At 61.5% G+C, this 24780-nt stretch carries 24 protein-coding genes; 12 read left to right on the forward strand and 12 right to left on the reverse strand.

Going from position 1 to position 24780, the window contains the following annotated elements; genetic code table 11:
• Nucleotides 1-140 precede the first annotated feature (140 nt).
• From ACMGE0_RS17805 to ACMGE0_RS17815, 3 genes are all read right to left on the reverse strand, one after another.
• Entirely contained in the window at nucleotides 141-620 is a 480-nt protein-coding gene (locus tag ACMGE0_RS17805) for a GNAT family N-acetyltransferase (protein ID WP_436817216.1), read from the reverse strand.
• Between the two features lie 82 nt (nucleotides 621-702).
• Nucleotides 703-1320 (reverse strand): J domain-containing protein, encoded by a 618-nt coding sequence (locus tag ACMGE0_RS17810; RefSeq protein ID WP_436817217.1) that lies wholly within the window; start codon nucleotides 1318-1320, stop codon nucleotides 703-705.
• A 91-nt stretch (nucleotides 1321-1411) separates the two neighbouring features.
• Complete coding sequence (locus ACMGE0_RS17815) at nucleotides 1412-2566, reverse strand: MFS transporter (RefSeq protein ID WP_436817218.1); 1155 nt, start codon at nucleotides 2564-2566, stop codon at nucleotides 1412-1414.
• A gap of 282 nt (nucleotides 2567-2848) precedes the next feature.
• Here ACMGE0_RS17815 and ACMGE0_RS17820 point away from each other — a divergent pair, with 282 nt between their 5' ends.
• Nucleotides 2849-3271 carry a DUF4864 domain-containing protein gene (locus ACMGE0_RS17820; protein ID WP_436817219.1) on the forward strand — a complete coding sequence of 141 codons (423 nt, stop codon included), beginning with the start codon at nucleotides 2849-2851 and terminating at the stop codon, nucleotides 3269-3271.
• Nucleotides 3272-3286: 15 nt separating this feature from the next.
• On the opposite strand, the gene tgt is transcribed toward ACMGE0_RS17820, so the two are convergent.
• The 5 genes from tgt to coaD form a co-directional block, all read right to left on the reverse strand.
• Nucleotides 3287-4417, reverse strand: a complete 1131-nt coding sequence (tgt, locus tag ACMGE0_RS17825) for a tRNA guanosine(34) transglycosylase Tgt (RefSeq protein ID WP_436817220.1) — start codon at nucleotides 4415-4417, stop codon at nucleotides 3287-3289.
• A complete protein-coding gene (gene queA / locus ACMGE0_RS17830) occupies nucleotides 4414-5511 on the reverse strand; it encodes a tRNA preQ1(34) S-adenosylmethionine ribosyltransferase-isomerase QueA (protein ID WP_436817221.1) in 1098 nt (365 codons plus the stop codon). Before queA ends, tgt begins: the two co-directional genes overlap by 4 nt.
• A 72-nt stretch (nucleotides 5512-5583) precedes the next feature.
• Nucleotides 5584-6093: a peptidylprolyl isomerase gene (locus ACMGE0_RS17835; RefSeq protein ID WP_436817222.1), complete on the reverse strand. Its 510-nt coding sequence runs from the start codon at nucleotides 6091-6093 to the stop codon at nucleotides 5584-5586.
• A 54-nt stretch (nucleotides 6094-6147) separates the two neighbouring features.
• Nucleotides 6148-6720 carry a peptidylprolyl isomerase gene (locus ACMGE0_RS17840; RefSeq protein ID WP_436817223.1) on the reverse strand — a complete coding sequence of 191 codons (573 nt, stop codon included), beginning with the start codon at nucleotides 6718-6720 and terminating at the stop codon, nucleotides 6148-6150.
• A 24-nt stretch (nucleotides 6721-6744) separates the two neighbouring features.
• Nucleotides 6745-7239 (reverse strand): pantetheine-phosphate adenylyltransferase, encoded by a 495-nt coding sequence (coaD, locus tag ACMGE0_RS17845; protein ID WP_436817224.1) that lies wholly within the window; start codon nucleotides 7237-7239, stop codon nucleotides 6745-6747.
• Nucleotides 7240-7328: 89 nt separating this feature from the next.
• Here coaD and ACMGE0_RS17850 point away from each other — a divergent pair, with 89 nt between their 5' ends.
• The 3 genes from ACMGE0_RS17850 (at nucleotide 7329) to ACMGE0_RS17860 (ending at nucleotide 8001) form a co-directional block, all read left to right on the forward strand.
• The gene (locus tag ACMGE0_RS17850) at nucleotides 7329-7514 is read left to right on the forward strand and encodes a hypothetical protein (RefSeq protein WP_436817225.1); all 186 of its coding nucleotides are present in this window, start codon (nucleotides 7329-7331) and stop codon (nucleotides 7512-7514) included.
• Between the two features lie 160 nt (nucleotides 7515-7674).
• The gene (locus ACMGE0_RS17855; protein WP_159457700.1) at nucleotides 7675-7830 is read left to right on the forward strand and encodes a hypothetical protein; all 156 of its coding nucleotides are present in this window, start codon (nucleotides 7675-7677) and stop codon (nucleotides 7828-7830) included.
• Between the two features lie 27 nt (nucleotides 7831-7857).
• Nucleotides 7858-8001, forward strand: a complete 144-nt coding sequence (locus ACMGE0_RS17860; RefSeq protein WP_200883928.1) for a hypothetical protein — start codon at nucleotides 7858-7860, stop codon at nucleotides 7999-8001.
• Nucleotides 8002-8118: 117 nt separating this feature from the next.
• Here ACMGE0_RS17860 and gyrA read toward each other — a convergent pair whose 3' ends face one another.
• Nucleotides 8119-10956 (reverse strand): DNA gyrase subunit A, encoded by a 2838-nt coding sequence (gene gyrA / locus ACMGE0_RS17865; RefSeq protein ID WP_436817226.1) that lies wholly within the window; start codon nucleotides 10954-10956, stop codon nucleotides 8119-8121.
• 228 nt (nucleotides 10957-11184) lie between these two features.
• Here gyrA and ACMGE0_RS17870 point away from each other — a divergent pair, with 228 nt between their 5' ends.
• A complete protein-coding gene (locus ACMGE0_RS17870; protein ID WP_436817227.1) occupies nucleotides 11185-11814 on the forward strand; it encodes a MarC family protein in 630 nt (209 codons plus the stop codon).
• A 79-nt stretch (nucleotides 11815-11893) separates the two neighbouring features.
• Nucleotides 11894-13039: an HPP family protein gene (locus tag ACMGE0_RS17875; protein WP_436817228.1), complete on the forward strand. Its 1146-nt coding sequence runs from the start codon at nucleotides 11894-11896 to the stop codon at nucleotides 13037-13039.
• A gap of 71 nt (nucleotides 13040-13110) precedes the next feature.
• On the opposite strand, the gene ACMGE0_RS17880 is transcribed toward ACMGE0_RS17875, so the two are convergent.
• Nucleotides 13111-13659 carry a single-stranded DNA-binding protein gene (locus ACMGE0_RS17880; protein WP_436817229.1) on the reverse strand — a complete coding sequence of 183 codons (549 nt, stop codon included), beginning with the start codon at nucleotides 13657-13659 and terminating at the stop codon, nucleotides 13111-13113.
• A gap of 245 nt (nucleotides 13660-13904) precedes the next feature.
• On the opposite strand from ACMGE0_RS17880, the gene uvrA reads away from it, so the two are divergent.
• Both uvrA and ACMGE0_RS17890 read left to right on the forward strand, forming a co-directional pair.
• Entirely contained in the window at nucleotides 13905-16826 is a 2922-nt protein-coding gene (gene uvrA / locus ACMGE0_RS17885; protein ID WP_436817230.1) for an excinuclease ABC subunit UvrA, read from the forward strand.
• Between the two features lie 22 nt (nucleotides 16827-16848).
• Nucleotides 16849-17661 carry a DUF72 domain-containing protein gene (locus ACMGE0_RS17890; protein ID WP_436817231.1) on the forward strand — a complete coding sequence of 271 codons (813 nt, stop codon included), beginning with the start codon at nucleotides 16849-16851 and terminating at the stop codon, nucleotides 17659-17661.
• On the opposite strand, the gene ACMGE0_RS17895 is transcribed toward ACMGE0_RS17890, so the two are convergent.
• On the reverse strand, nucleotides 17658-19139 hold the full coding sequence (locus tag ACMGE0_RS17895; RefSeq protein ID WP_436817232.1) for an NAD(P)H-hydrate dehydratase: 1482 nt from the start codon (nucleotides 19137-19139) through the stop codon (nucleotides 17658-17660). The two genes, ACMGE0_RS17890 and ACMGE0_RS17895, sit on opposite strands and share 4 nt — an antisense overlap.
• 343 nt (nucleotides 19140-19482) lie before the next feature.
• Here ACMGE0_RS17895 and ACMGE0_RS17900 point away from each other — a divergent pair, with 343 nt between their 5' ends.
• The 3 genes from ACMGE0_RS17900 (at nucleotide 19483) to hspQ (ending at nucleotide 21908) form a co-directional block, all read left to right on the forward strand.
• Complete coding sequence (locus ACMGE0_RS17900; protein WP_056326314.1) at nucleotides 19483-19821, forward strand: P-II family nitrogen regulator; 339 nt, start codon at nucleotides 19483-19485, stop codon at nucleotides 19819-19821.
• A 60-nt stretch (nucleotides 19822-19881) separates the two neighbouring features.
• Nucleotides 19882-21291 (forward strand): type I glutamate--ammonia ligase, encoded by a 1410-nt coding sequence (gene glnA / locus ACMGE0_RS17905; protein ID WP_436817233.1) that lies wholly within the window; start codon nucleotides 19882-19884, stop codon nucleotides 21289-21291.
• A gap of 287 nt (nucleotides 21292-21578) precedes the next feature.
• Nucleotides 21579-21908 (forward strand): heat shock protein HspQ, encoded by a 330-nt coding sequence (gene hspQ, locus ACMGE0_RS17910; protein ID WP_085424411.1) that lies wholly within the window; start codon nucleotides 21579-21581, stop codon nucleotides 21906-21908.
• A gap of 111 nt (nucleotides 21909-22019) precedes the next feature.
• On the opposite strand, the gene ACMGE0_RS17915 is transcribed toward hspQ, so the two are convergent.
• Nucleotides 22020-22670, reverse strand: coding sequence for an invasion associated locus B family protein (locus ACMGE0_RS17915; protein ID WP_436817234.1), 651 nt, complete (start codon nucleotides 22668-22670; stop codon nucleotides 22020-22022).
• A 277-nt stretch (nucleotides 22671-22947) separates the two neighbouring features.
• On the opposite strand from ACMGE0_RS17915, the gene ACMGE0_RS17920 reads away from it, so the two are divergent.
• Complete coding sequence (locus ACMGE0_RS17920) at nucleotides 22948-24762, forward strand: extracellular solute-binding protein (protein ID WP_436817235.1); 1815 nt, start codon at nucleotides 22948-22950, stop codon at nucleotides 24760-24762.
• Nucleotides 24763-24780: the final 18 nt, after the last annotated feature.

Below are 24780 nucleotides of genomic sequence, written 5' to 3' on the forward strand. Positions count from 1 at the left end.
GGTCGTCATGCCGTGTGGCAGCAAAAGTGACATTTCTACTTTGCGCAAAAGCGGACATTCCAACTCATCCCCCACATGGATGTAGCCGGGGTACGTTCTATTTCCAAGAGCTTTGACGGGGCTAATGTCTCCCACCCTTCTCAGCTCTCGGCGAAGTTTTTCAGCGCCTCGCCGGACAGCCGGTAGCGGATCCATTCGCTCATCGGTTCGGCGCCGATCGCTTCATAGACATGGATGGCCGGTTCGTTCCAGTCGAGCACGCTCCACTCGAAACGGCCGCAGCCATTTTCAAGTGCGATCTCGGCCAGTCGCTTCAGCATGGCTTTGCCGGCGCCAAGCCCGCGCGCCGTCGGCGTCACGTACAGGTCTTCGAGGTAAAGCCCGTTCTTCGCCTGCCAGGTCGAATAGCTGAAGAACCAGATCGCCATGCCGACCGGCTCGCCGTCCCGTTCGCAAATCAGAGCCTGCGTCACTGAATTCCTGCCGAAGATGGACGCTTCAATCGTCTCCACCGTCGCCGCGACCTCATGCTCGGCTTTTTCATAGATCGCCAGCTCGCGGATGAAACCGAGAAGCGTCGCCGCATCGTCACGGATTGCCTCACGTATGGTCAGAGCCATGGAAAATTCCTTTTGAAATTAATGGATTAAGGCTAAAATTTGAAGCAATTGGCGGCGCAAGACGGATTTCGACGTCGGCCATCTACTCGGCTGCGGTCTTGATCTCGATCGCATCCGTCTCGTAGGAATAGCCATCCAGCATCCCGTAGGCCTGCTCGATATTTTCGATCTCGGCCTCCGCCTTGCCGATCGCCTCGCCGATCGCTTCGCAGCGTGATCTGAGCATGCGCCCCAGAACATCCGTCTCCGGCTTCCTGCCTATGCGGTCCATATGGTTGCGAATGCGGGCTCGATGGCGCTCCATCTCCAGGATATGGAAGCGCGCGTTGACGATCCTGTCGGTGAGCTTGCGTCGTATGGCGGCAACCGGATCGAAACTCCCCGGCTCCCGCTCGTCGAGGATGACCTCGTTGACCAGTGTTTCGAGGATCACCAGCCCTTGCAGATCCTTGGTGTCGGCGAGTTCCGGATCATAGCCGGTATCGTCATAGACCTTGCGGCGTACCGGATCGCAGAGCAGTTCGTAGGACGTCGTCAGCTTGGTGAACAGGTCGACATCGCCGCCGGCATCCGGATGGGCCGTTTTCGCGCGTTTGCGATAGGCCGACTTGATGGCTGCGCCATCCGCCTCGCGGGAAACACCAAGCATCTCATAAGGGTCGATCACAGTGTCACCTGTTTTCGGCAAGTCAGTTTTCATTGTCGTAACGGCTATGGCCCGCGGGCTCAACCCATTATGCATTCTTATGGCCAATTAGGGGCAGACCACCCCCTGCCCGATTTCCCCACAGCTAAGGGCGGCGGGAAAACAGGGAAAGGCGGCGGCCTTCCGATACGGGCGCCATCAGGAAACTGACGACGACGCAGGGCAGCAGCACGAGGAAGGTCGCGACAAGACTGACATGTTCGGCGATGAAACCGAGCAACGGCGGAATACCGATGGTGGAAAGCATCAGGGTCAGCGCCAGCGCCGCGAGGTTTTCCGACGGCTGCCCTTTGCCGAGCGTGATCGTCGTGGAGACGGCCAGCGGGAAAGCGAGCGCCACGCCGCACCCGATCAGGAAAAGCGCGACGCCGGCGAGCATCAGTCCGGGCGTCGTCACAAGAAGCACGATGCCGGCGGCTACCGAAACGGCCGAGGCGCGCACCAGGACCACCGGTCCGAAACTATCGCGCAGCATGTCGCCGGAAAGCCTGGTCAGCCCCATGCCGACGGTGAAAACGGCATAGAGCACGCCGGCGATCGCCGGGTCGGCTTTCAGTTCTTCGCGCAGAAAGAAGATGCCCCAGTCATAGATCGCGCCTTCGACGATGCACAGTCCGAAGACCATGACGCAGATCAGAATGATCGTACGGTCCGGCAGGACATAGGCCGGGCGTTTGCGATCCATCTGCGGTTCGGGGGCGACGTCCTTCGGCGTTATCCAGAACACGAGCAGGCAGGCGGCGATGACGAAGCCGGCGGCCATGACCTGCTGGTGAAAGGGCGCGACCGCCCTCTCCGCCAGAAAGCCGGAACACAGGGAACCGACCAGCAGGCCCACGGACCAGAAGCCATGGCTGCGTGCCAGGACTTTCGTGCCCGTGCGCTGCTCGATGCCGGCGGAGATCATGTTGGCGGCCACATCGAAGATCGTCCGGAAGAAGCCGAAGAGAAAAAAGCAGATGGCGAAGCCGCCGACCGGAAGAACAGTCAGGGCCGGGCTCAGCACGGCGCAGACCGGCAGCGTGACCAATGCCGTCAGCCGCGGCGTGAACCGGTCGGTGATCCTTCCCGCAAGTGGCAGGGCGAGAAACGTACCGACGGGCGCACTTAGAAGCGCGAGGCCGAGAACCGCCTTGTCTATGCCCATCGAGGCCTGGATGGCCGGCAGGCGCGTGAACAGCGAAATGAACAGGATCGCATTGCTGAAATAAAGCAAGGCCGGCGGCAGAAGGGTTTTCATCGAAATGGCAGTCCGGGCGAATCAGGGTTCCCGGCCGCATTCCTGCCAGCGCGGGACGCCGCGGGCAAGCGACGATAATGGGACCCTGCCCTGCGCCACCACAGGGGGAAAATTCACGGAAAAGTGCGTATTCCGCTCGCTCTTCGGCCGATGTGTCATCATCCTGTAATCATTCAGATTCGTTTGCCCAACCAAAGGCACCGCCGGAAAAATTCGCGCGAACCATCTTCTCCTTTGCCGGAAAGGCGCTAGCCTCTTCGGGCCCGCTCCTGGAGAAACCCGATGCCCGTTCGATCTCTTTACGTCGTTCTGAGTTTCGTTCTCTTTTCCTTCACCGCCGCCAAAGCCGAAGATCCGGTCGCAGAGGCTCAGGCCGTCATTTCCGGCCAGATCGACGCACTCCTGCGCAACGATGCGGAAAAGGCCTATTCTTTCGCCTCCCCCGGCATCCGCAGCCTTTATCCGAGCAAAGATCAGTTCCTGGACATGGTGCGCAAGAGCTATGAGCCGGTCTATCACGCCGGCAACTACGCCTTCGGCCGCTCGAAACTGATCGGCGGCGGCGAAATGGTGTTGCAGGAGGTGATGATCAGCGCCCGCGAGGGCAAGGACTGGACCGCGATCTACCAAATGCGGCTGATGGACGGAAGCTACAAGGTCGACGGCGTCAGGATGATCCGCAACACCGCCAGTACCGGCATCTAATTACCACCCCCGCCCTCAGACCGGATCAACATCGCCCTTGGCCCACATTTCCTGGGTCTCGGCATAAAAATCCGCAAAGCGGCCTTCGGCGATCGCCTGGCGGATACCCTTCATCAGGTCCTGATAGTAGTGCAGATTGTTCCAGGAGAGCAGCATGCCGCCGAGCGCCTCGTCGGAGCGGACGAGGTGATGCAGATAGGCTCGGGAATAGTCCCGCGCCGCCGGGCATGCCGATTCCTCGTCGAGCGGCCGCAGATCCTCGGCATGGCGGGCGTTGCGGATGTTGACCTTGCCGCGGCGCGTGAACGCAAGGCCGTGACGGCCGGACCGGGTCGGCATGACGCAGTCGAACATGTCGATACCGCGCGCGACCGATTTCAGGATATCGTCCGGCGTGCCGACACCCATCAGGTAGCGCGGCTTTTCCGCAGGCAGCACCGGCAGCGTGATTTCCAGCATCTTCAGCATGACGTCCTGCGGTTCGCCAACGGCGAGGCCGCCCACCGCATAGCCTTTAAGGTCGAGTTCCCTCAGACCTTCGGCGGAACGGATGCGCAGGTCCGGCTGGTCGCCGCCCTGGACGATGCCGAACATGGCCTTGCCGGGCTGATCGCCGAAAGCGATCCTGCAGCGCTCGGCCCAACGCAAGGACAATTCCATGGCGCGCTCGATTTCTTTGGGCTCGGCGGGAAGCGCCACGCATTCATCGAGTTGCATCTGGATGTCGGAGCCGAGCAGGCCCTGGATTTCGATGGAGCGTTCCGGCGACATGTGGTGCAGGCTGCCGTCCACATGGCTCTTGAAGGTGACCCCCTTTTCGTCGAGCTTACGCAGACCCGACAGCGACATGACCTGGAAGCCGCCGCTGTCGGTGAGGATCGGATGCGGCCAGCGGATGAGATTGTGAAGCCCGCCGAGGCGCGCGACGCGTTCCGCTCCGGGCCGAAGCATCAGGTGATAGGTGTTGCCGAGAATGATGTCGGCGCCGGTATCGCGCACCTGGTCGAGATACATCGCCTTGACGGTGCCGACCGTACCGACCGGCATGAAGGCGGGCGTGCGGATCGTTCCGCGCGGCATGCTGATCTCGCCGAGGCGCGCGCCGCCGTCGGTCTTCTTGAGATTGAACTGGAAGGTTTCGGTCATTTGTCGGTCCGGAAAAGGAGACTCGAATCTCCGTAGGAATAGAAGCGGTAGCCGGCTTCGATCGCGTGGGCGTAAGCCGAGCGCATCGTCTCAAGCCCCGAAAAGGCCGAAACGAGCATGAACAGCGTCGAGCGCGGCAGATGGAAGTTGGTCATCAGCATGTCCACGGCCTTGAAACGGTAGCCGGGCGTGATGAAGATGCCAGTGGGGCCGCTCCAAGGTTTTATCGTGCCGTCCTCGGCGGCAGCGCTTTCGATCAGGCGCAGCGAGGTCGTGCCGACGCATACGATGCGCCCGCCCCTTCGCTTCACGGCATTCAGCCGCGCGGCCGTCTCGGCGCCGACATAGCCGATCTCCTGATGCATCTTGTGCTCTGTCGTGTCGTCTGCCTTCACCGGCAGGAAGGTGCCCGCCCCGACATGCAACGTGACGAAATGCCGTTCGATGCCGGCGGCGTCGAGCGCGGCGAAGAGTTCCAGCGTGAAATGCAGACCGGCCGTCGGGGCCGCGACGGCGCCCTCCTCACGGGCGTAAATGGTCTGATAATCCTTGCGGTCCCGGTCGTCTTCCGGCCGCTTGGCGGCGATATAGGGCGGCAGCGGCATATGGCCGACCGCCATGATCGCCTCGTCAAGCGCCGGGCCGGACAGGTCGAAGCGCAGCGTCACCTCGCCGCCCTCGCCCTTCTCCTCGACGGTCGCAGCAAGCGAACCGAGAAGGCAGGCGCTCCCGGCATAGCCAGACTGGGGACCGAACTCGATGCGGTCGCCGATCTTGATGCGTTTTCCCGGCTTGGCGAAGGCTTTCCAGACATCCGGCGCGGTGCGCATGTGGAGCGTTGCGGAAACCTGTTGACCGCCCGCCCCTTCCCGGTGGCGAATTCCTTCGAGCTGGGCGGGAATGACCTTGGTATCGTTGAAGACCAGAGCATCGCCCGATTTCAGAAAGCCGGGCAGCTCCGATACGCGATGATCGGAAAGAACAGGCTCACCATCCGGCCGGACGACAAGCAGCCGGGCGCTGTCGCGCGGGCTCGCGGGCCTCAGCGCGATGCTTTCCTCCGGCAGATCGAAATCGAACAGATCGACACGCATTCGGGCTTAAACTTCCAGAAAAGCGAAACCCGCCCCGCCGAGAGACGGAGCGGGCCATGAATTCAGATCGGATCAGACGTCCGCGGCAACACGAAGCGACACGATGGAATCCGGATCCTTGACCGGCTCGCCCTTCTTGATCTGGTCGATATTGTCCATGCCTTCGATGACCTGGCCCCAGACCGTGTACTGCTTGTTCAGCCACGGGGCATCCGTGAAGCAGATGAAGAACTGCGAATTGGCCGAGTTCGGGTTCTGCGAGCGGGCCATGGAGCAGGTGCCGCGCACATGCGGAACAGCGGAGAATTCCGCCTTCAGGTCCGGCTTGTCCGAGCCGCCCATGCCGGCGCGGGCCGGGTTGAAGCTTTCGGCGCCCTGCTTGCCGAACTTCACGTCCCCCGTCTGAGCCATGAAATCGGCGATGACGCGGTGGAAAACGACGCCGTCATAGGCTTTATCGCGGGCAAGCTCCTTGATGCGGGCGACGTGGCCAGGCGCCAGGTCAGGCAGGAGCGAGATGACGACCTTGCCCTTGGTGGTTTCCATGATGAGGGTGTTTTCCGGATCCTTGATCTCGGCCATTTGCTTCTCCTTTCGAGGCGGCAGACATGTCGTCCGACTTAACGCCTTGGTTCATTACTTCTTGCCGACGGAGACCTTGATCATCTTGTCGGGGTCCGTCACTTCGCCGTTGGGGCCCTGGCCGCGCTTTATTTTGTCGACGAATTCCATGCCCGACACGACCTTGCCGATGACCGTATACTGGCCGTTCAGGAAAGCACCTTCGTCGAACATGATGAAGAACTGTGAATTGGCGGAATTCGGATCCTGGGCGCGCGCCATGCCGACGGTGCCCCGTTCGAACGGCACTTTCGAGAACTCGGCAGGCAGGTCCGGGAGGTCGGAGCCGCCCGTGCCGGCGCGGGCCGGATTGTAGCTCGGACCGCCTTCCTTGCCGAATTGAACGTCACCGGTCTGCGCCATGAAGCCGTCGATCACACGATGGAAGACGACGTTGTCGTAAGCGCCCTTGGCCGCGAGCGCCTCGACCTGCGCCACATGCTTGGGCGCCACGTCCGGCATGAGCTCGATCACCACAGGCCCGTCCTTGAGCTGGACGGTGAGCGTGTCGGCCGACGCGGCGACGGATGGTAGGATCATCGAAGCGAGAGCAAATGCGCCAACGGCGGCGAGACGAAACAGTTTCATGGGAACTCCGGGGTTCGGAAACGATCAGCGTTTCAGCTTGCTATTGAGGGCTGCGAGGACTGCGCCGGGTACGAAGGCGCTGACATCGCCGCCCATGGCAGCGATCTGCCGGACCAATGTGCCGGTAATGGGGCGGGTGGCGACGCCCGCCGGCAGGAAGACGGTCTGGATGTCCGGCGCCATCTGCCGGTTCATGCCCGCCATCTGCATCTCATAGTCGAGATCGGTGCCGTCGCGTAAGCCCCGGATCAGCAGCGTCGCACCGCTGGCGCGGGCTGCATCGACGACCAGCCTGTCGAAGGCGACGACGGAAAGGCTGTCCGCGCGCCCGGGCAATACCTCTTCGAGCGAGGCACGGATCAGCTCCGCCCTTTCCTCGAACGAGAACATCGGCGCCTTGCCTGGATGAATGCCGATCGCGACGATGAGCTTGTCGGCGACATTCAGCGCCTGCACGAGCACGTCCAGATGACCGTTCGTCATCGGATCGAAAGAACCCGGGTAAAAAGCAGTGGTCATGCCGGCGTCCGGACCTGTTTCAGCGGATATTTTCTGCGCCTTTTGTCACGGAAGTTCCGCCGCCGCAAGGCTCCTATTCTGAACGAGAGATGAACGGCCCGTTCAAGGGCGTTTCAGCGGCGCTATGGTTTCATAGGCATCGTGGCGGGCACGAAGACCCGTCCGTATCGCGGGAGAACAACAGGAAGATGCTGGCCGTGGTGGTGATAGGCGCTGTTGCCTTGTCACTTTTCATCGAGGTCGTGCTTTTCTTCCTCGCTCCGGAAGAGCCGTGAAACGGTTCGAATTCTGAACGCCAGATGAACGAAGCATTCAAGGACGCTTCAGAGCAAGCCGGATAAGTTTCTCTCAAAATGCGGTGGAACCTGTTTGCGCGGCGCGCGTTCAGGCAAACAAGAAGGACAGACGGAGATGATCGCGAAAAGGAAAACGATCATGCCGGACAAGATCACCATGATCAATCTGGTATGGACGGCAATGATCGCTGTGATGCTGACGGCAACAGTAACCCTTTATCAAGATAAATCCGAGTTGACAGATTTGAATTATCCGCAGGTAACGGGTCGTTATACCGATCTTTCCTATTACTGAGGCGGATACGAACAAGAAGGGATGACCATGTTCGTGACGTTGACTGTACTGGCAGGTTTAATCAGCATCATGTTCGTGGCATCCGTGGCCTCCACGATTTCCGAGCTTCGCCGCGAGCGCGAAGACATGAAGGATTTCAGGGATTTCGCGCGCCGCCACAGCGCATTCTGACGATTTTCACAGTAGCGGACCGGTTCGCAGATTCCCGTCGCGCCCGGTTCAAACAAAAGCCGGAGGACTTTCGTCCTCCGGCTTTTCAGTTCGTTCATCTGCCGAAAGAGGTGCGGCTTATTCAGCCACCCCCTCGTCATTCGGGCCCTCTTCCGGAGCGGCACCCAGATCGCCAGTCTCGGCCGTGATCTCTTCCGGCAGACCGTTGCCGTTTTCCTCATCGCCTTCCGGCTCGCTGATGCGTTCGACCGAGACCACCTTCTCGTCCTTGGCGGTGGAGAAGATCGTGACCCCCTTGGTCGCGCGGCTGGCGATACGGATGCCGTTGACGGGCACGCGGATCAGCACGCCGCCATCGGAAACGAGCATGATCTGGTCGTTCTCTTCGACGGGGAAAGCGGCGACCAGTTCGCCGATCTCCGCCGTCTTGGATGTGTCGGTGGCACGGATGCCTTTGCCGCCACGGCCCGAGGTGCGGAAATCGTAGGAGGACGAACGCTTTCCAAACCCCTTTTCCGAGACCGTCAGCACGAACTCTTCGCGTGCCTTCAGCTCCTCGTAACGTTCGTCGGAAAGCTGTCCCCCTTCGGTGACCTCCTCCCCGACCAGCGCGATATCCTCCTCGTCGACGCCCGCGGCGCGCCGCTCGGCGGCCGAGCGCTTGAGATAGGCTGCACGCTCCCAAGGCTCCGCATCCACATGGCCGACGATGGTCATGGAGATGATGCGGTCGCCCTCGCCGAGCGTGATGCCGCGCACGCCGATCGAATTGCGGCCGGCGAAGACGCGGACGTCGTCCACAGGGAAGCGTATGCACTGGCCGAGCGCCGTCGTCAGAAGCACGTCGTCGCCGGGCTCGTTGAGATCGGGATTCGGCCCCGTGCAGGTCTCGACGGAGAGGATCTCGTCGCCCTCCTCCTCGAGCTTCATGGCGATCTTGCCGTTGCGGTTCACCTGAACGAAGTCCGACAGCTTGTTGCGCCGGACGGTGCCGCGCGTGGTCGAGAACATGACGTCCAGATTATCCCAGGTCGCTTCGTCCTCGGGCAGCGGCATGATCGTCGTGATGCGCTCGCCGGCTTCCAGCGGCAGCATGTTGATCAGCGCCTTGCCGCGCGACTGCGGCGTCCCGATCGGCAGGCGCCAGACCTTCTCCTTGTAGACGATGCCGCGCGAGGAGAAGAACAGCACCGGCGTATGGGTATTGGCCACGAACAGGCGCGTGACGAAATCCTCGTCGCGCGTCGCCATGCCGGACCGGCCCTTGCCGCCGCGGCGCTGGGCCCGATAGGTGCCGAGCGGAACGCGCTTGATATAGCCGAGATGCGATACGGTGACGACCATGTCCTCGCGGGCGATGAGGTCCTCATCGTCCATATCCGGACCGCCTTCCATGATCTCGGTACGGCGCGGCGTGCCGAACTCGTCGCGCACGGCGGCCAGCTCGTCCTTGACGATCTGCAGAATGCGCAGGCGCGACGACAGGATATCGAGATAATCGCTGATCTCGGCGCCGATCTTGTTCAGCTCGTCGCCGATCTCGTCCCGGCCGAGAGCGGTGAGACGGGCAAGGCGCAGTTCGAGGATGGCGCGCGCCTGCTCTTCCGAAAGATTGTAGGTGCCGTCCTCGTTGATCTTGTGGCGCGGATCGTCGATCAGGCGGATCAGCGCCTCGACATCCTGAGCCGGCCAACGACGGGTCATCAACTGTTCGCGCGCCGTCTGCGGATCGGGCGCACGACGGATCAGCAGGATGATCTCGTCGATGTTCGCAACCGCAATCGCCAGGCCCACCAAAACGTGGGCCCGCTCGCGGGCCTTGCGCAGCAGGTATTTCGTGCGCCGGCTCACCACGTCCTCGCGGAAGGACACGAAGGCCTTCAGCATGTCGATCAGGGTGAGCTGTTCCGGCTTGCCGCCGTTCAGCGCCACGATGTTGCAGCCGAACGAGGTCTGCAGCGGCGTATAACGGTAAAGCTGATTGAGGATCACTTCCGCGTTGGCATCGCGCTTCAGCTCGACCACGACGCGGTAGCCCTGGCGGTCGCTCTCGTCGCGCAGGTCGGAAATGCCCTCGATACGCTTCTCGCGCACCAGTTCGCCGATCTTCTCGACCATCGCGGCCTTGTTCACCTGGTAGGGAACCTCGGTGACGATGATCTGCTCCCGGTCGCCGCGCATGGGCTCTATGGTCGCCCGTCCGCGCATGATGATCGAGCCGCGGCCCGTCTCGTAAGCCGCCCTGATGCCGGAACGGCCGAGGATCAGGGCGCCGGTCGGGAAATCAGGACCGGGGATGATCTGCATCAGCTCCGGCAATTCGATCGCCGGATTGTCGATCATGGCGATGCAGCCGTCGATGACCTCCGAAAGGTTGTGCGGCGGAATGTTGGTCGCCATGCCGACGGCGATGCCGCCCGCGCCGTTGACGAGCAGGTTCGGAAACTTCGCCGGCAGCACGACGGGCTCGGAGAGCGTGCCGTCATAGTTGTCGCGGAAATCGACGGTTTCCTTGTCGAGGTCGTCGAGCAGAGAATGGGCCGCCTTCTCAAGGCGACATTCGGTATAACGCTCGGCCGCCGGAGGGTCTCCGTCGATCGAGCCGAAATTACCTTGGCCGTCGATCAGCGGCAGGCGGAGCGACCAGTCCTGCGCCATGCGGGCGAGCGCGTCATAGATCGCCAGGTTGCCGTGGGGATGGTATTTACCCATCACGTCTCCGGTGACACGGGCGCATTTGACGTATTTCTTGTTCCAGTCGATGCCGAGTTCCGACATGCCGTAAAGGATGCGCCGGTGGACAGGCTTCAATCCGTCACGGACGTCCGGAAGGGCGCGGCTCACGATCACGCTCATGGCGTAATCGAGATAGGACCGCTGCATCTCTTCCATGATGGAAATGGGTTCGATGCCTGGAGGCAGCTTTCCGCCGCCGGGTGTGCTTTGCTCAGTCAAATCGGATCACGATCTCTGTTCGGAATCAGTTGGTTGTCTTATAGCGGAAAGCGGTTCCGAGCGCCAATTTCCACAGTGGTTTTGAACAGCTTTTGCGGTGTTTTCCAGGCATCTTTGGCAGGATGCCGCCTTATTTTCGAAAGCCCGTTGCAGGCTTCCCTAAACCGCACACCTGTCCTAACAATCTTCGCATGAGACTGCAAGAACTGCAGCCGGACGGGGGAAGACATGGCGACGCCTGACATGCTGATCAATGCGCTCACGACGATGCTCGTGACACTCGACCCGCCAGGGCTCGCACCGGTCTTCCTGGGCCTCACCGTCGGCATGACGGCACCTCAGCGCCGCCAGGTCGCCTTCCGCGGCTCGCTGATCGCCTTCGGCATACTGGCGGTCTTCGCGCTCTTCGGTTCGAGCGTGCTCGGGCTTCTCGGCATTTCGATCGGCGCCTTCCGCATCGCAGGCGGCATGCTGCTCTTCTGGATCTCCTTCGAAATGGTCTTCGAAAGACGCCAGGAGCGGAAGGAAAAGACTTCCCAGGCGGCAATCACCATCGACCATATTCATAATATCGCGGTCTTTCCGCTCGCCCTGCCCTTGATCGCCGGGCCGGGCGCGATCTCCGCCACGGTGCTGCTCGCCGGCACTTTCCCCGGCCCCGCCGACCGGGCGCTGCTGATCGGCGTCATTGCGCTGATCATGGCGCTCGTCTACGTGACCCTGCTGATCGCCGAGCGCCTCGACCGCTTCCTCGGCGTCACCGGCCGGGCCATCCTCACCCGCCTGCTCGGGGTCATCCTCGCTGCGCTTTCCGTCCAGTTCGTGGTCGACGGTGTGCGCTCCGCGTTCAATCTCTGAAAGCTGCAAGAACCCCATGACGGAGCGGTGTTTTCTGTTAAAAGCCGATGCACCGAACGGAATCGAAGGTTTTGCATCAATGCGCCCCATCCTGCGCCGACTCTTGCCGGAAACCCCACCCGTCAGCGCAAGGGAACGGTTGCGCGCCGCGCTTGGCGCGCTTGCCGGCATCCTGGTGACCGGTCTGCTGGGCAGCCTGGCTTTGCGGGCGGACGCGTCGCTTCCGGCCCTGATCGCACCGATGGGCGCCTCGGCCGTGCTGCTGTTCGCCGTCCCGTCGAGCCCGCTCGCCCAACCCTGGTCGATCCTCTGCGGCAACACGATCGCAGCGCTGGTCGGTGTGACGGCTGCTCTGCTCATCGGCGACCTGTTCCTGGCATCCGCGCTGGCGATCGGCGTGGCGATCGCTGCGATGATGACGTTCCGCTGCCTGCATCCGCCGAGCGGAGCGATCGCGCTCACCGCCGTGCTCGGCGGGCCGGCCATCCATGAATTAGGTTACGGTTTCGTGCTGTGGCCGGTCGCCGGCAATTCGCTGGCTCTCGTGGTGCTGGCGCTGATCTTCAACAATCTGACCGGCCGCGCCTATCCGCATGCAGTCAAGCTATCGACGGACCACGGTACCAGGGACCTTGCCCCGATCCAGCGGATCGGCTTCACCTCCGCCGATCTGGACGAGGTGCTGAAGGAATATGACGAATTCCTCGACATCGACCGCGACGATCTCGAAACGATCCTGCGGCGGACGGAGCTGCGATCCTATCGCCGGCGCGCCGGCCATTTCGACTGCGCCAGCATCATGTCCCGCGACGTGGTGGCCGTGGCGCCCGACAATACGCTGAAGGAAGCACACGACCTGATGCGCTCCCACCATTTCAAGGCCCTGCCGGTCACCAACGACCGCGCCGAAGTGGTCGGCATCGTCACCCAGACGGATTTTCTGGACAAGGCGCGCTGGACCAACGGACGGCCGAAGATCGGCTTCGGCCAGCGGCTCCGCCTCGTGCTGTCCGGCGCCAGCGCTCCGAACGACACGGTAAAGGACATCATGACGACGCCGGTGAAAACCGTCCGCCCGGATACACCGATCGCCAACGCGATGATCATCTTCGCCGAGGAAGGCCTGCACTACCTGCCGGTGACGCGGGAGAACAACAAGCTGGTCGGCATCCTGTCGCAATCCGACGTGATGGTGGCCATGCTGGCTGACAAAGCGGCCGCCTGAAAACCATTCGGGGAAATCGCAAACACTTCCCCGAATGTCAAAACGCAAATGAGTTCTGCGGCTAGACCGGATTAGAACGGAATATCGTCGTCGAGATCGCGCGAGAAATTGCCCCCGGCGGCCGGCGGCTGGCTGCCGCCGCGGCTCGCACCGCCGGACGGCCGGCGGTCGTAGTCGTTTCCGCCACCGAAATCGTCGCCGCCGCCGAAATCATTGCCGATGCGGCCGCCACCGCCGCCGTAACCACCGCGATCGCCGCCGCCTTCGCCACGGCCATCCAGCATCGTCAGCGTCGAATTGAAGCCCTGCAGCACCACTTCCGTCGAGTAACGGTCATTGCCGCTCTGGTCCTGCCACTTGCGGGTCTGCAACTGGCCCTCGATGTAAAGCTTGGCGCCCTTCTTCACATATTGCTCGACGACCTTGCAGAGGCCTTCGTTGAAGACGACGACAGTATGCCATTCGGTCTTCTCACGGCGCTCGCCCGAATTGCGGTCGCGCCAGGTCTCGGAAGTCGCAATTCGCAGGTTGGCGATCGGCCGGCCGTCCTGTGTGCGGCGGATTTCCGGATCGGCCCCGACATTTCCCACCAGGATGACCTTGTTCACGCTACCAGCCATAACTCTCACCTTGTCCGCCGCATCCCACGGCCTTGAACCAATCCCATCACTTTAACCCATCGGCCCGATCCGTTGGGCGCCCATGATTTTTAATCCACAGGCAAATTTGTTCTTTATTTGTTCTAATTTATTCCTATAGTGCTGTCAACCGACTCGGAACGGCGCTGCATCGCAGCAGTTTCGTCTCGACAGGCGCGCATCAATCACTACATAAGGACCTTCAATCCTCCCCGATGAGTATGACGATGAGTGAACTGAAGACCATTTCCATACGTGGTGCGCGCGAGCACAATTTGAAGGGCATCGATCTCGATCTGCCGCGCAATTCGCTGATCGTCATGACGGGCCTTTCCGGCTCCGGCAAATCGTCGCTCGCCTTCGACACGATCTATGCCGAGGGTCAGCGGCGCTATGTGGAAAGCCTGTCGGCCTATGCCCGGCAGTTTCTGGAGATGATGCAGAAGCCGGATGTCGATCAGATCGACGGGCTTTCGCCGGCGATTTCGATCGAGCAGAAGACGACCTCGCGCAACCCGCGTTCGACCGTCGGCACGGTCACCGAAATCTACGACTACATGCGCCTGCTTTTCGCCCGCGTCGGCGTGCCCTATTCGCCGGCGACGGGCCTGCCGATCGAAAGTCAGACGGTGAGCCAGATGGTCGACCGCGTGCTTGCCTTCGAGGAGGGAACGCGCCTTTATATCCTGGCCCCGATGATCCGCGGCCGCAAGGGCGAGTACAAGAAGGAACTCGCCGACCTGATGAAAAAGGGGTTTCAGCGCGTCAAAGTCGACGGCCAGTTCTATGAGATCGCCGACGTTCCGGCGCTCGACAAGAAATACAAGCACGATATCGACGTGGTGGTAGACCGTCTCGTGGTGCGGTCCGATATCGGCGCGCGCCTGGCCGACAGTCTCGAAACCTCGCTGAAGCTCGCCGACGGGCTGGCGGTCGCGGAATTCGCCGACAAGCCGCTGCCGCCGGAAGAGACCGCAGCCGGCGGCTCGGCCAACAAGTCGCTCAACGAGACGCATGAGCGCGTGCTGTTTTCGGAAAAATTCGCCTGCCCGGTTTCCGGCTTCACCATTCCCGAGATCGAGCCGCGGCTCTTCTCGTTCAACAATCCCTTCGGCGCCTGCCCGACCTGCGACGGTCTCGGCTCGCAGCAGAAGGTCGATGAGGCGCTGATCGTGCCGGAACCTGCCCGCACGCTGCGCGACGGGGCGATCTCGCCCTGGGCGAAATCCGCATCGCCCTATTACAACCAAACGCTGGAGGCGCTCGGCAAGGTCTTCGGCTTCAAGCTCTCGAGCCGCTGGAACGAGCTTTCCGAGGAGGCGAGACAAGCGATCCTGCACGGAACCGAGGAGAAGATCGAGTTCCACTATGCCGATGGTGCCCGTTCCTACAAGACGGTGAAGAATTTCGAAGGCATTGTGCCGAACCTCGAACGCCGCTGGAAGGAGACGGATTCCGCCTGGGCGCGCGAGGATATCGAACGCTACATGTCCGCCGCCCCCTGCCCGGCCTGCAACGGCTACCGCCTGAAGCCGGAAGCGCTTGCGGTCAAGATCAACAAGCTGCATATCGGCGAAGTCACCGAAATGTCGATCAAGGCGGCGCGCGATTGGTTCGAAGTGCTGCCGGCCGAACTGAACGCCAAGCAGAACGAAATTGCGGTGCGCATTCTCAAGGAGATCCGCGAGCGTCTGCGTTTTTTGAACGATGTCGGCCTTGATTATCTCAGTCTGTCCCGAAATTCCGGCACGCTTTCCGGCGGCGAGAGCCAGCGCATCCGGCTCGCTTCGCAGATCGGCTCGGGCCTCACGGGCGTGCTCTACGTGCTCGACGAACCGTCGATCGGCCTGCACCAGCGGGACAACGCCCGGCTGCTCGATACGCTGAAGCACCTGCGCGACATCGGCAACACGGTGATCGTCGTCGAGCATGACGAGGACGCGATCCTGACGGCCGACTACGTGGTCGACATAGGGCCGGCAGCCGGCGTCCATGGCGGCACGGTTGTCGCTCAGGGGTCGCCGAACGAGGTCATGGCCAATCCGAAATCGCTGACCGGCAAATATCTCTCGGGCGAACTCGGCGTGCCGGTGCCGGACGAGCGCCGCAAGCCGAAGAAGGGCAAGGAGATCAAGGTTTTCGGCGCACGCGGCAACAACCTGAAGAATGTCACGGCATCCGTGCCGCTCGGCGTCTTCACGGCGGTGACGGGGGTTTCGGGCGGCGGAAAATCCACCTTCCTGATCGAGACGCTTTACAAAGCGGCGGCCCGGCGCGTCATGGGTGCCCGCGAAATTCCCGCGGAACACGACCGGATCGACGGTTTCGAGTTCATCGACAAGGTGATCGATATCGACCAGTCGCCGATCGGCCGCACGCCGCGCTCCAACCCTGCGACCTATACCGGCGCCTTCACGCCGATCCGCGACTGGTTCGCGGGGCTCCCGGAGGCCAAGGCGCGCGGCTATCAGCCCGGCCGGTTCTCCTTCAACGTCAAGGGCGGACGCTGCGAAGCCTGCCAGGGCGACGGCGTCATCAAGATCGAGATGCATTTCCTGCCGGACGTCTACGTCACCTGCGACGTCTGCCACGGCAAACGCTACAACCGCGAGACGCTGGACGTCACCTTCAAGGGCAAGTCGATCGCCGACGTGCTGGACATGACGGTGGAGGAAGGCGTCGAGTTCTTTTCGGCGGTGCCGGCGGTGCGCGACAAGCTGCAGTCGCTCTTCGATGTCGGCCTCGGCTATATCAAGGTCGGCCAGCAGGCCAATACGCTTTCAGGTGGCGAGGCGCAGCGCGTCAAGCTAGCCAAGGAACTGTCGAAGCGTTCGACCGGCCGCACCCTTTACATCCTGGACGAGCCGACGACCGGCCTGCATTTCCACGACGTCGCCAAGCTCCTGGAAATGCTGCACGAACTGGTGAACCAGGGCAATTCCGTGGTGGTGATCGAGCACAATCTCGAAGTCATCAAGACGGCGGACTGGATCATCGACATCGGTCCGGAAGGCGGCACCGGCGGTGGCGAGATCGTCGCGACCGGTACGCCCGAACAGATCATCAAGGAAAAGCGGTCCTATACCGGTCAGTTCCTCAAGGAATTGCTGGAACGCCGGCCGGCCAAGAAGGTGGAAGCGGCGGAATAGTCGTCCGCATCGGGAGGAGTTTATGACGAAAGCCGGCACTATTCGGACGGGCATCGGTGGCTGGACCTTCGAGCCGTGGGAAGGCACGTTCTATCCGGAAAAACTGCCGAAGAAGAAGCAGCTCGAATATGCCGCGAGCAAGCTCAAGGTCATCGAGGTCAACGGCACCTATTACGGCTCGCAGAAACCCGAAACCTTCGCCAAATGGGCGGCCGACGTGCCGGAAGGTTTCATCTTTTCGCTGAAGGCGAGCCGTTTCACCACCAATCGCAAGATTCTTGCGGAAGCGGGGGAGTCGATTGAGAAGTTCCTTGGCCAGGGCCTGACGGAGCTTGGCGACCATCTCGGCCCGCTGCTCTGGCAGTTCGCGCCGACCAAGAAATTCGAGCCGGACGATTTCGAAGCCTTTCTGAAACTGCTGCCGAACAAGCTGGACGGGCTGAACCTGACTCATGTGGTGGAAGTCCGCCACGACAGTTTCAAGGTGCCGGAATTCGTCGCGCTGCTTTCCAAATACAATATCGCACCGGTCTGCGCCGATCATTTCGAATATCCGATGATCGCCGACGTGACGGCGGATTTCGTCTACGCCCGTCTGCAGAAGGGTTCTGACGACATCAAGACCTGCTATCCGGAAAAGGATATGAAGGCCTGGGCGAAGCGGCTTGAAACCTGGGCGGAGGGCGGCGTGCCGGACGACCTGCCGCTGATCGATGCAGCCCGCAAGGTCGAGAATAAGCGGCGCGATGTCTTTGCCTTCTTCATCCATGAAGGCAAGGTGAATGCGCCCCATGGCGCGATCGCGATGCGCGAGTTGCTGGAAGGCAAGAATTAAACGCCGAGGCTCACACCCGCATGGGCGGCAAGGTCTTCGGCCGTCATGCCCCTGCCCGCCCGCTTGGCCGCCTCGCCATGCAGATGGACGCTCGCGGCGGCGGCGTCGAAAGCCGGCATGCCCTGGGCCAGCAACGCGCCGATCATTCCGGCGAGCACGTCTCCGGAGCCGGCCGTCGCCAGCCAGGGCGGGCCGTTGGCGTTGATGTAGGCGCGGCCATCGGGGCTTGCGATCACCGTGTCGGCGCCCTTGTAGACGATCGCGGCATGGGCGCGTTCGGCGGCCTTTGCCGCCTTTTCCACCTTGCTCAGGTTTTCGTCGGCGGCGAGATCGGGAAAGAGCCGGGAAAATTCGCCCTCATGCGGCGTCAGCACCAAACGGGTTTTGCCAGGCGCGAAGGCATCGAACAGTTCCGGCGGGTTGTCCTTGAAAGATGTGATGCCGTCGGCATCGAGCACCAGCGGCCGGTCCTTCAGCGCCAGCGCGAACTTCCGGGCCCTCTCTCCGATACCAAACCCCGGTCCGAGCACAAAGGCGGCGAGCTTTGCGGTCTGCAGCCAGTCTTCGAGATCGCCGACCGTATCAACCTGATGCAGCATGATCGCGGTGAGCGAATTGGCGTTGACGGGCATGGCATCGCCGGGGGACGCGACGGTCACGAGCCCCGCGCCTGCCTTCAGGCCCGCCATTGCTGAAAGCCGTGCGGCTCCCGTCCGCCCGGCCGGCCCTGAAAAGACCGCCAGATGCCCCCGCCGGTACTTATGAGTGTCCTCTGCCGGCGCCGGCAGAAGATCGCGCCACAGCGCCGGCGCATTCTCTCTGACCTTCCCGGCGACGGATCGGACGATGCGGGCCGGAATGCCGATATCGAAAACTTCGACATCGCCGCACAGCGCTCTGCCCGGCAGCAGAAGATGACCGGGCTTGCGGGTCATGAACGTAATCGTGTGCCTTGCCTGAAAGGCGGCGCCGAGCGGCACGCCCCGCCGTCCGCAGAGGCCGGAGGGAAGATCGACCGCAAGGACGGGGATATCCAGATCATCTACCGCGCGGATCACATCCGAGACGATATCGGGTACGGCGCGCGTGAGACCAGCACCGAACAGCGCATCGACTATCACGTCGCCAGTCTTCGGCCGGTATTTTTCCAGCGGCTCGGATGGCAGGCGGCAGAGGTCGCGCGCCTGTTTGGCATCGCCCTTCAGCTTTCCCGGATCGCCGATATGAAAGGGGGCGACGGCTGCACCGGATTCGGCAAGCACCCGGGCGGCGACGTAGCCGTCGCCGCCATTGTTGCCGGGGCCGCACAGCACGGCGAAGCGGAGCGCGCCGGGGAAATGCCGAAGCGCGGCCGCTGCCACCGCCTGCCCTGCCCGCTCCATCAGGTCGAAGGACGGAATGCCGGACCGGGCCGAGGCAGCGTCTGCTGCGGCCATCGCATCGGGGGTCAAAAGGATATGATCGAGCGAAAGGTTCATCTTCGCTATTGAACGGAAAGACGATCAGAAAACAAGCGTCGTTCCGAACGCCCGTATCGATTAAAATTTATGCAAATGCTTAAAATAAATTCATGACTCCATCAACATTTGCACGATCTCAACTTTCAGAAAATCGTCAAAAAAATCCGATTTTTGCACCGCAACGCACAATATCCGGCAAAGCGGAAACATTTTTGCCACGGGGCCCTCGCTTATGCAGGGAATTGATGCAAAATCACATTATCTTTTTGAATGTGGCGTCAGAGTTTGGCACGATATCTGCATTGGCATGGCCGAGCGGGTAGAGGCCTGCTTCAAGGGAGAAGCGGAGAGATAGTTTCTCATGAAAAAGATCGAAGCGATCATCAAGCCTTTCAAGCTCGACGAGGTGAAGGAAGCCCTTCAGGAAGTCGGCTTGCAGGGGATCACCGTGACCGAGGCCAAGGGTTTTGGCCGTCAGAAGGGCCATACCGAGCTCTATCGCGGCGCGGAATATGTCGTCGACTTTCTGCCGAAGGTGAAGGTCGAGGTCGTCCTGGCGGACGAGAATGCCGATGCGGTCATCGAAGCCATACGGAATGCCGCGCAGACTGGACGGATCGGGGACGGCAAGATATTCGTCTCCAATGTGGAGGAAGTCATCCGCATCCGCACCGGCGAAACCGGTATAGACGCCATCTAATCCGCCTTACGGCCGCCGGCCCGGGTCTCACAATCGTCATCTTACATCGAGGAAGGTCATATGACGAGCGCAAGCGAAATCATGAAACAAATCAAGGAAAACGACGTCAAGTTCGTGGATCTGCGCTTCACCGACCCGCGCGGCAAGCTGCAGCACGTCACCATGGACATTGCGTCGGTCGACGAGGATATGTTCGCCGACGGCGTCATGTTCGACGGTTCCTCGATTGCCGGCTGGAAGGCCATCAACGAGTCGGACATGGTGCTGATGCCCGATCCGGCGACGGTTCACATGGACCCGTTCTTCGCCCAGTCGACCATGGTCATCTTCTGCGACATCCTCGATCCGATTTCGGGCGAAGCCTATAACCGCGATCCGCGCGGCACAGCCAAGAAGGCCGAAGCCTATCTGAAGGCTTCCGGCATCGGCGACACCGTCTTTGTCGGCCCCGAGCCGGAGTTCTTCGTCTTCGACGACGTCAAGTACAAGGCCGACCCGTACAATACCGGTTTCAAGCTCGACTCCTCCGAACTGCCCTCCAACGACGATACCGATTACGAGACCGGCAATCTCGGCCATCGTCCGCGCGTCAAAGGCGGCTATTTCCCGGTTCCTCCGGTCGACAGCCTCCAGGACATGCGTTCCGAAATGCTGACCGTGCTCGCCGAAATGGGCGTGGTCGTCGAAAAGCACCACCACGAAGTGGCCGCCGCCCAGCACGAGCTCGGCGTTAAGTTCGACACGCTGGTGCGCAACGCCGACAAGATCCAGATCTACAAATACGTCGTTCACCAGGTCGCCAACGCCTATGGCAAAACCGCGACCTTCATGCCGAAGCCGATCTTCGGCGACAACGGCTCGGGCATGCACGTGCACCAGTCGATCTGGAAGGACGGCAAGCCGACCTTCGCGGGCGACGAATATGCGGGCCTTTCCGAGAGCTGCCTTTACTATATCGGCGGCATCATCAAGCACGCCAAGGCGATCAACGCCTTCACAAACCCGACCACGAACTCCTACAAGCGTCTCGTTCCGGGTTACGAAGCGCCGGTCCTCCTGGCCTATTCGGCCCGCAACCGTTCGGCATCGTGCCGCATTCCGTTCGGCTCCGGTCCGAAGTCGAAGCGCGTGGAAGTCCGTTTCCCCGATCCGCTGGCTAACCCCTATCTCGGCTTCGCCGCCATGCTGATGGCCGGCCTCGACGGCATCAAGAACAAGATCCATCCCGGCAAGGCCATGGACAAGGATCTCTACGACCTGCCGCCGAAGGAACTGAAGAAGATCCCGACCGTTTCCGGCTCGCTGCGTGAGGCGCTCGACAACCTCGATCGCGACCGCAAGTTCCTGACGGCCGGCGGCGTCTTCGACGACGACCAGATCGATGCCTATATCGAGCTCAAGATGACGGAAGTCATGCGCTTCGAAATGACGCCGCATCCGGTCGAATTCGACATGTACTATTCGGCCTGAGCCCGATCGGGCGCGGTTCGCCGCGCCTCCTTCTCCGGAACGGCGGGTGCAAAAGCCCGCCGTTCGTCATTTTGGGGCCTTGCCTTTCTCACGTCCTCCGGTACGCCTACCCCTCGCCGAACATGCGCGTCTCGACGTTCTCTGCGGCGTGATATCTGCCGCAGCAGAACCGCGAAGAGTTGGAAGTCCTTAAGTCTATCCGGTGGAACGATGGGCGCGCGCCCGCATTACTCTCTTGATGTCGGAGAATTTTATTCCCACATTAGGCTGCGAAAGGACATCGCACCATGAAACAACGCAACGCTAAATTTACCATCGGAGAAGTGGTCCGCCACAAGGTCTTTCCGTTTCGGGGCGTCGTGTTCGATGTGGATCCGGAATACGCCAATACCGAAGAATGGTGGAATGCCATTCCCGCCGAAATCCGGCCGAGCAAGGACCAACCCTTCTACCATCTCCTTGCGGAGAATGACGAGACGGAATATGTCGCCTACGTTTCGGAGCAGAACCTGGAGCATGACGAGAGCGACGCACCGCTGCGCAACCCGCAGGTCTATCAGATCTTCGATCGCGGTCCGTCCGGCCAGCTGAAGCCCAAGATCATCCTGGCCCACTGATCCGATCCACCGTCGGCTTCGAAGGCGTCGGCATTCCAGCCGGCGCTTTTTTGCGTCCGGAATCGAAAAGCCCGGCACGAGGCCGGGCTTCGCTTCCGGGCTTAGCCCGAATTACTGGCCCTGCTTGGCGGCGTTCTGGGCGTCTTCCAGCTTCTTGCGCGTCTCTTCGGCCTTGCGCTGCATGCCCTCTTCCAGGCTCCGCTGGCTCTGGGCAATCTGCTCCTGCGGCATGGCCGGCCCGTCGAAAGCCCCCGTGAAGCCGGAGAGCGAAATCTTGATCGGGTTCGGCGCGCGACGGAAGTTGATCGAGGTGAGGATCACTTCGTTGCCCTTCTTGAGGCTCGCGATCATCGCATCGGTCAGCGGCACTTCCGCCGTGCACTTGTCCGGAAGGCAAACGACATAGTCGAGCTTCTGTCCCTTGCCGCCATCGATCTGCATGACGATGCCGGGCGGCACCAGACGCGCGGTCGGCACGGAAACCTGCAGGATCTTGCGGTTGACTTTGCCTTCGACGGTGATCAGGCCGACTGCCGTGATCAGCTGGCCGTTCTGGGCAGCGATGATATTCTGCACGACGCAGAGGTCGCTGTCGTCCTGCTTGGTGCAGGTCTTGAACCAGCCGAGCGGAGCGCCCGGAGCACTGGCGGCCGGAGCCGCGGCATCCTGTGCAAGGGCTGCAACCGGCAGCGTGCTCGCGCCGATCGAGAGAGCGAGAACGGACATTGCCGTCCGCAGAACTTGGGTTGCCTTGAACATCATAACGAAATCCGTCTCCTGAAATCCGTTGGGTGCGGCCGACGCCGGTCAAATCCCTCGGGGTGTCATTCCTGCCCGTCACCTGTCGGTCAAATGAGGCATTTGAATGACCCGCCCGTCCGGCCACCCTGTTACATCGGGCACGCGCCGATATCCAGCCCTCCTTTCGCATTTTTGACAAGACGTTAACGCCTGCGATCACTTTTTTGCGCGTTGCCGCGGTTGGTGGCCCTGCCGGCATGCGCTATTTTGCGGGCGAATCAGTGAGGATTCCACCGCCATGAGACCCATGCGACGCTTCGTTCCCGTCATCGCCGCACTCCTGATGAGCACGCCCGCAATCGCCGAACCGCTGCACGCGATCGCCATGCACGGCAGTCCGGCGCTCGCCCCGGACTACAAGCACTTCACCTACGTGAACCCGGCCGTGAAGAAGGGCGGCAGAGTGACCTATGGCGTCGTTGGAACGTTCGACAGCCTCAATCCCTTCATCCTGAAAAGCATGGGTACGACTGCCCGAGGGGTGTGGGACACGATCTTCGGAAACCTCATCTATGAGACGCTGATGGTTCGCTCCGCCGACGAACCTTTCTCGCTTTATGGCCTCCTCGCCGAAAGCGTCGAATGGGATGAGGACCGCACCTTCGTTCAGTTCAATCTCAATCCCGAAGCCGAATGGTCGGATGGCCAGCCGGTGACCCCCGACGACGTGATCTTCACGTTCGAGCTTCTGCGCGATAAAGGCCGCATCCCCTTTTCGAACCGGCTGGCGACCGTCGAGAAGATGGAAAAGTTCGGCGAACACAGCGTCCGCTTCACGTTCAACGAAAAGGCCGATCGCGAATCCCCGCTGATTCTCGCGACGGCGACGCCGATCCTGCCCAAGCACGCCATCGACCCGGCCACGTTCGACCAGTCGACTTTGAAACCCCCGGTCGGCTCCGGCCCCTATCGTGTGAAATCCGTCTCGCCCGGAGAGCGCATCGTCTACGAGCGCAACCCGGATTATTGGGGGAAGGACATTCCCTCCAAAATCGGCTTCGACAATTACGATCAGATCACGGTCGAATATTTCCTGCAGGAAAACACGCTGTTCGAAGCTTTCAAGAAGGGTGAAATCGACATCTATCCCGACGGGAGCCCGACCCACTGGGCGCGCGCCTACGACTTCCCGGCGGTCCGCAACGGCGACGTGGTGAAGGATGCCTTCAAGCCGCAACTGCCGACCGGCATGCTCGGTTTCGTCTTCAATACCCGCCGGCCGATCTTTGCCGACGTGAACGTGCGGGCCGGCCTGTCGCTTGCCTTCGATTTCGAATGGGCCAACAGGAACCTGTTCGAAGGGGCCTATACCCGCACCGAGAGCATATGGCAGAACTCCCCCCTCACCTCGCTCGGCAAGCCTGCCGGCGAGCGGGAGCTCAAGATCCTCGGGACGGCCAAGGACCGGGTCGAGCCGGCCGTATTCAATGGAACCTATCGCCTGCCGAAGACCGACGGCTCCGGCGCGGATCGCAAAGTGCTGCGCGAGGCGGTCGAGCTTCTGAAAAAGGGCGGCTATACGATCAAGAACGGCAGGATGTCGGACGCCTCCGGCAGGCCGTTCGCCTTCGAAGTGATGACCCAGACGATAGACCAGGAGAAACTGGCGATCGCCTATCAGCGAACGCTGAAGATGATCGGCGTCGAGATGGCAATCCGCACCGTCGACGATGCGCAATACCAAGCGCGATCCTTCAAGTTCGACTACGACATGATCATGAAATCCTATCCGGCATCGCTTTCGCCGGGCGTAGAACAGCTGGGGCGCTGGGGCTCCGCGGCGCGCGATGCGCAGGGCAGCTTCAATTTCGCCGGCACGGCCGATCCCGACCTCGACAGGCTGATCGAAGCGATGCTGACGGCGCGCAGCAAGGAGGATTTCGAGGCAGCCGTGCGGGCCTATGACCGGATGCTGATTTCCGGCCATTATATGGTACCCCTCTACCACATACCGGAACAATGGGTGGCGCGGCGCAGCTATATCGGCTATCCCGAGACACTGCCGCTTTACGGCTACCAGCTCAACACCTGGTGGGACAAACGCGCGCAATGATTCCGGTCTCTTTCGGCT

The sequence above is a fragment of the Neorhizobium descurainiae genome (genome assembly GCF_051400715.1).
In the GTDB taxonomy this organism is placed as follows: Bacteria; Pseudomonadota; Alphaproteobacteria; order Rhizobiales; family Rhizobiaceae; genus Neorhizobium.

Bases quoted from the DNA above. Each gene is read 5' to 3' on its own strand.
- ACMGE0_RS17810 (WP_436817217.1), bottom strand. From the start codon at position 1,320: ATGAAAACTGACTTGCCGAAAACAGGTGACACTGTGATCGACCCTTAT.
- ACMGE0_RS17870 (WP_436817227.1), top strand. From the start codon at position 11,185: ATGGCGACGCCTGACATGCTGATCAATGCGCTCACGACGATGCTCGTG.
- ACMGE0_RS17855 (WP_159457700.1), top strand. From the start codon at position 7,675: ATGCCGGACAAGATCACCATGATCAATCTGGTATGGACGGCAATGATC.
- ACMGE0_RS17920 (WP_436817235.1), top strand. From the start codon at position 22,948: ATGAGACCCATGCGACGCTTCGTTCCCGTCATCGCCGCACTCCTGATG.
- tgt (WP_436817220.1), bottom strand. From the start codon at position 4,417: ATGACCGAAACCTTCCAGTTCAATCTCAAGAAGACCGACGGCGGCGCG.
- ACMGE0_RS17850 (WP_436817225.1), top strand. From the start codon at position 7,329: ATGAACGGCCCGTTCAAGGGCGTTTCAGCGGCGCTATGGTTTCATAGG.
- uvrA (WP_436817230.1), top strand. From the start codon at position 13,905: ATGAGTGAACTGAAGACCATTTCCATACGTGGTGCGCGCGAGCACAAT.
- glnA (WP_436817233.1), top strand. From the start codon at position 19,882: ATGACGAGCGCAAGCGAAATCATGAAACAAATCAAGGAAAACGACGTC.
- hspQ (WP_085424411.1), top strand. From the start codon at position 21,579: ATGAAACAACGCAACGCTAAATTTACCATCGGAGAAGTGGTCCGCCAC.
- ACMGE0_RS17815 (WP_436817218.1), bottom strand. From the start codon at position 2,566: ATGAAAACCCTTCTGCCGCCGGCCTTGCTTTATTTCAGCAATGCGATC.
- coaD (WP_436817224.1), bottom strand. From the start codon at position 7,239: ATGACCACTGCTTTTTACCCGGGTTCTTTCGATCCGATGACGAACGGT.
- ACMGE0_RS17895 (WP_436817232.1), bottom strand. From the start codon at position 19,139: ATGAACCTTTCGCTCGATCATATCCTTTTGACCCCCGATGCGATGGCC.
- ACMGE0_RS17880 (WP_436817229.1), bottom strand. From the start codon at position 13,659: ATGGCTGGTAGCGTGAACAAGGTCATCCTGGTGGGAAATGTCGGGGCC.
- ACMGE0_RS17860 (WP_200883928.1), top strand. From the start codon at position 7,858: ATGTTCGTGACGTTGACTGTACTGGCAGGTTTAATCAGCATCATGTTC.
- ACMGE0_RS17835 (WP_436817222.1), bottom strand. From the start codon at position 6,093: ATGGCCGAGATCAAGGATCCGGAAAACACCCTCATCATGGAAACCACC.
- ACMGE0_RS17915 (WP_436817234.1), bottom strand. From the start codon at position 22,670: ATGATGTTCAAGGCAACCCAAGTTCTGCGGACGGCAATGTCCGTTCTC.
- ACMGE0_RS17840 (WP_436817223.1), bottom strand. From the start codon at position 6,720: ATGAAACTGTTTCGTCTCGCCGCCGTTGGCGCATTTGCTCTCGCTTCG.
- ACMGE0_RS17875 (WP_436817228.1), top strand. From the start codon at position 11,894: ATGCGCCCCATCCTGCGCCGACTCTTGCCGGAAACCCCACCCGTCAGC.
- ACMGE0_RS17820 (WP_436817219.1), top strand. From the start codon at position 2,849: ATGCCCGTTCGATCTCTTTACGTCGTTCTGAGTTTCGTTCTCTTTTCC.
- queA (WP_436817221.1), bottom strand. From the start codon at position 5,511: ATGCGTGTCGATCTGTTCGATTTCGATCTGCCGGAGGAAAGCATCGCG.
- ACMGE0_RS17900 (WP_056326314.1), top strand. From the start codon at position 19,483: ATGAAAAAGATCGAAGCGATCATCAAGCCTTTCAAGCTCGACGAGGTG.
- ACMGE0_RS17890 (WP_436817231.1), top strand. From the start codon at position 16,849: ATGACGAAAGCCGGCACTATTCGGACGGGCATCGGTGGCTGGACCTTC.
- ACMGE0_RS17805 (WP_436817216.1), bottom strand. From the start codon at position 620: ATGGCTCTGACCATACGTGAGGCAATCCGTGACGATGCGGCGACGCTT.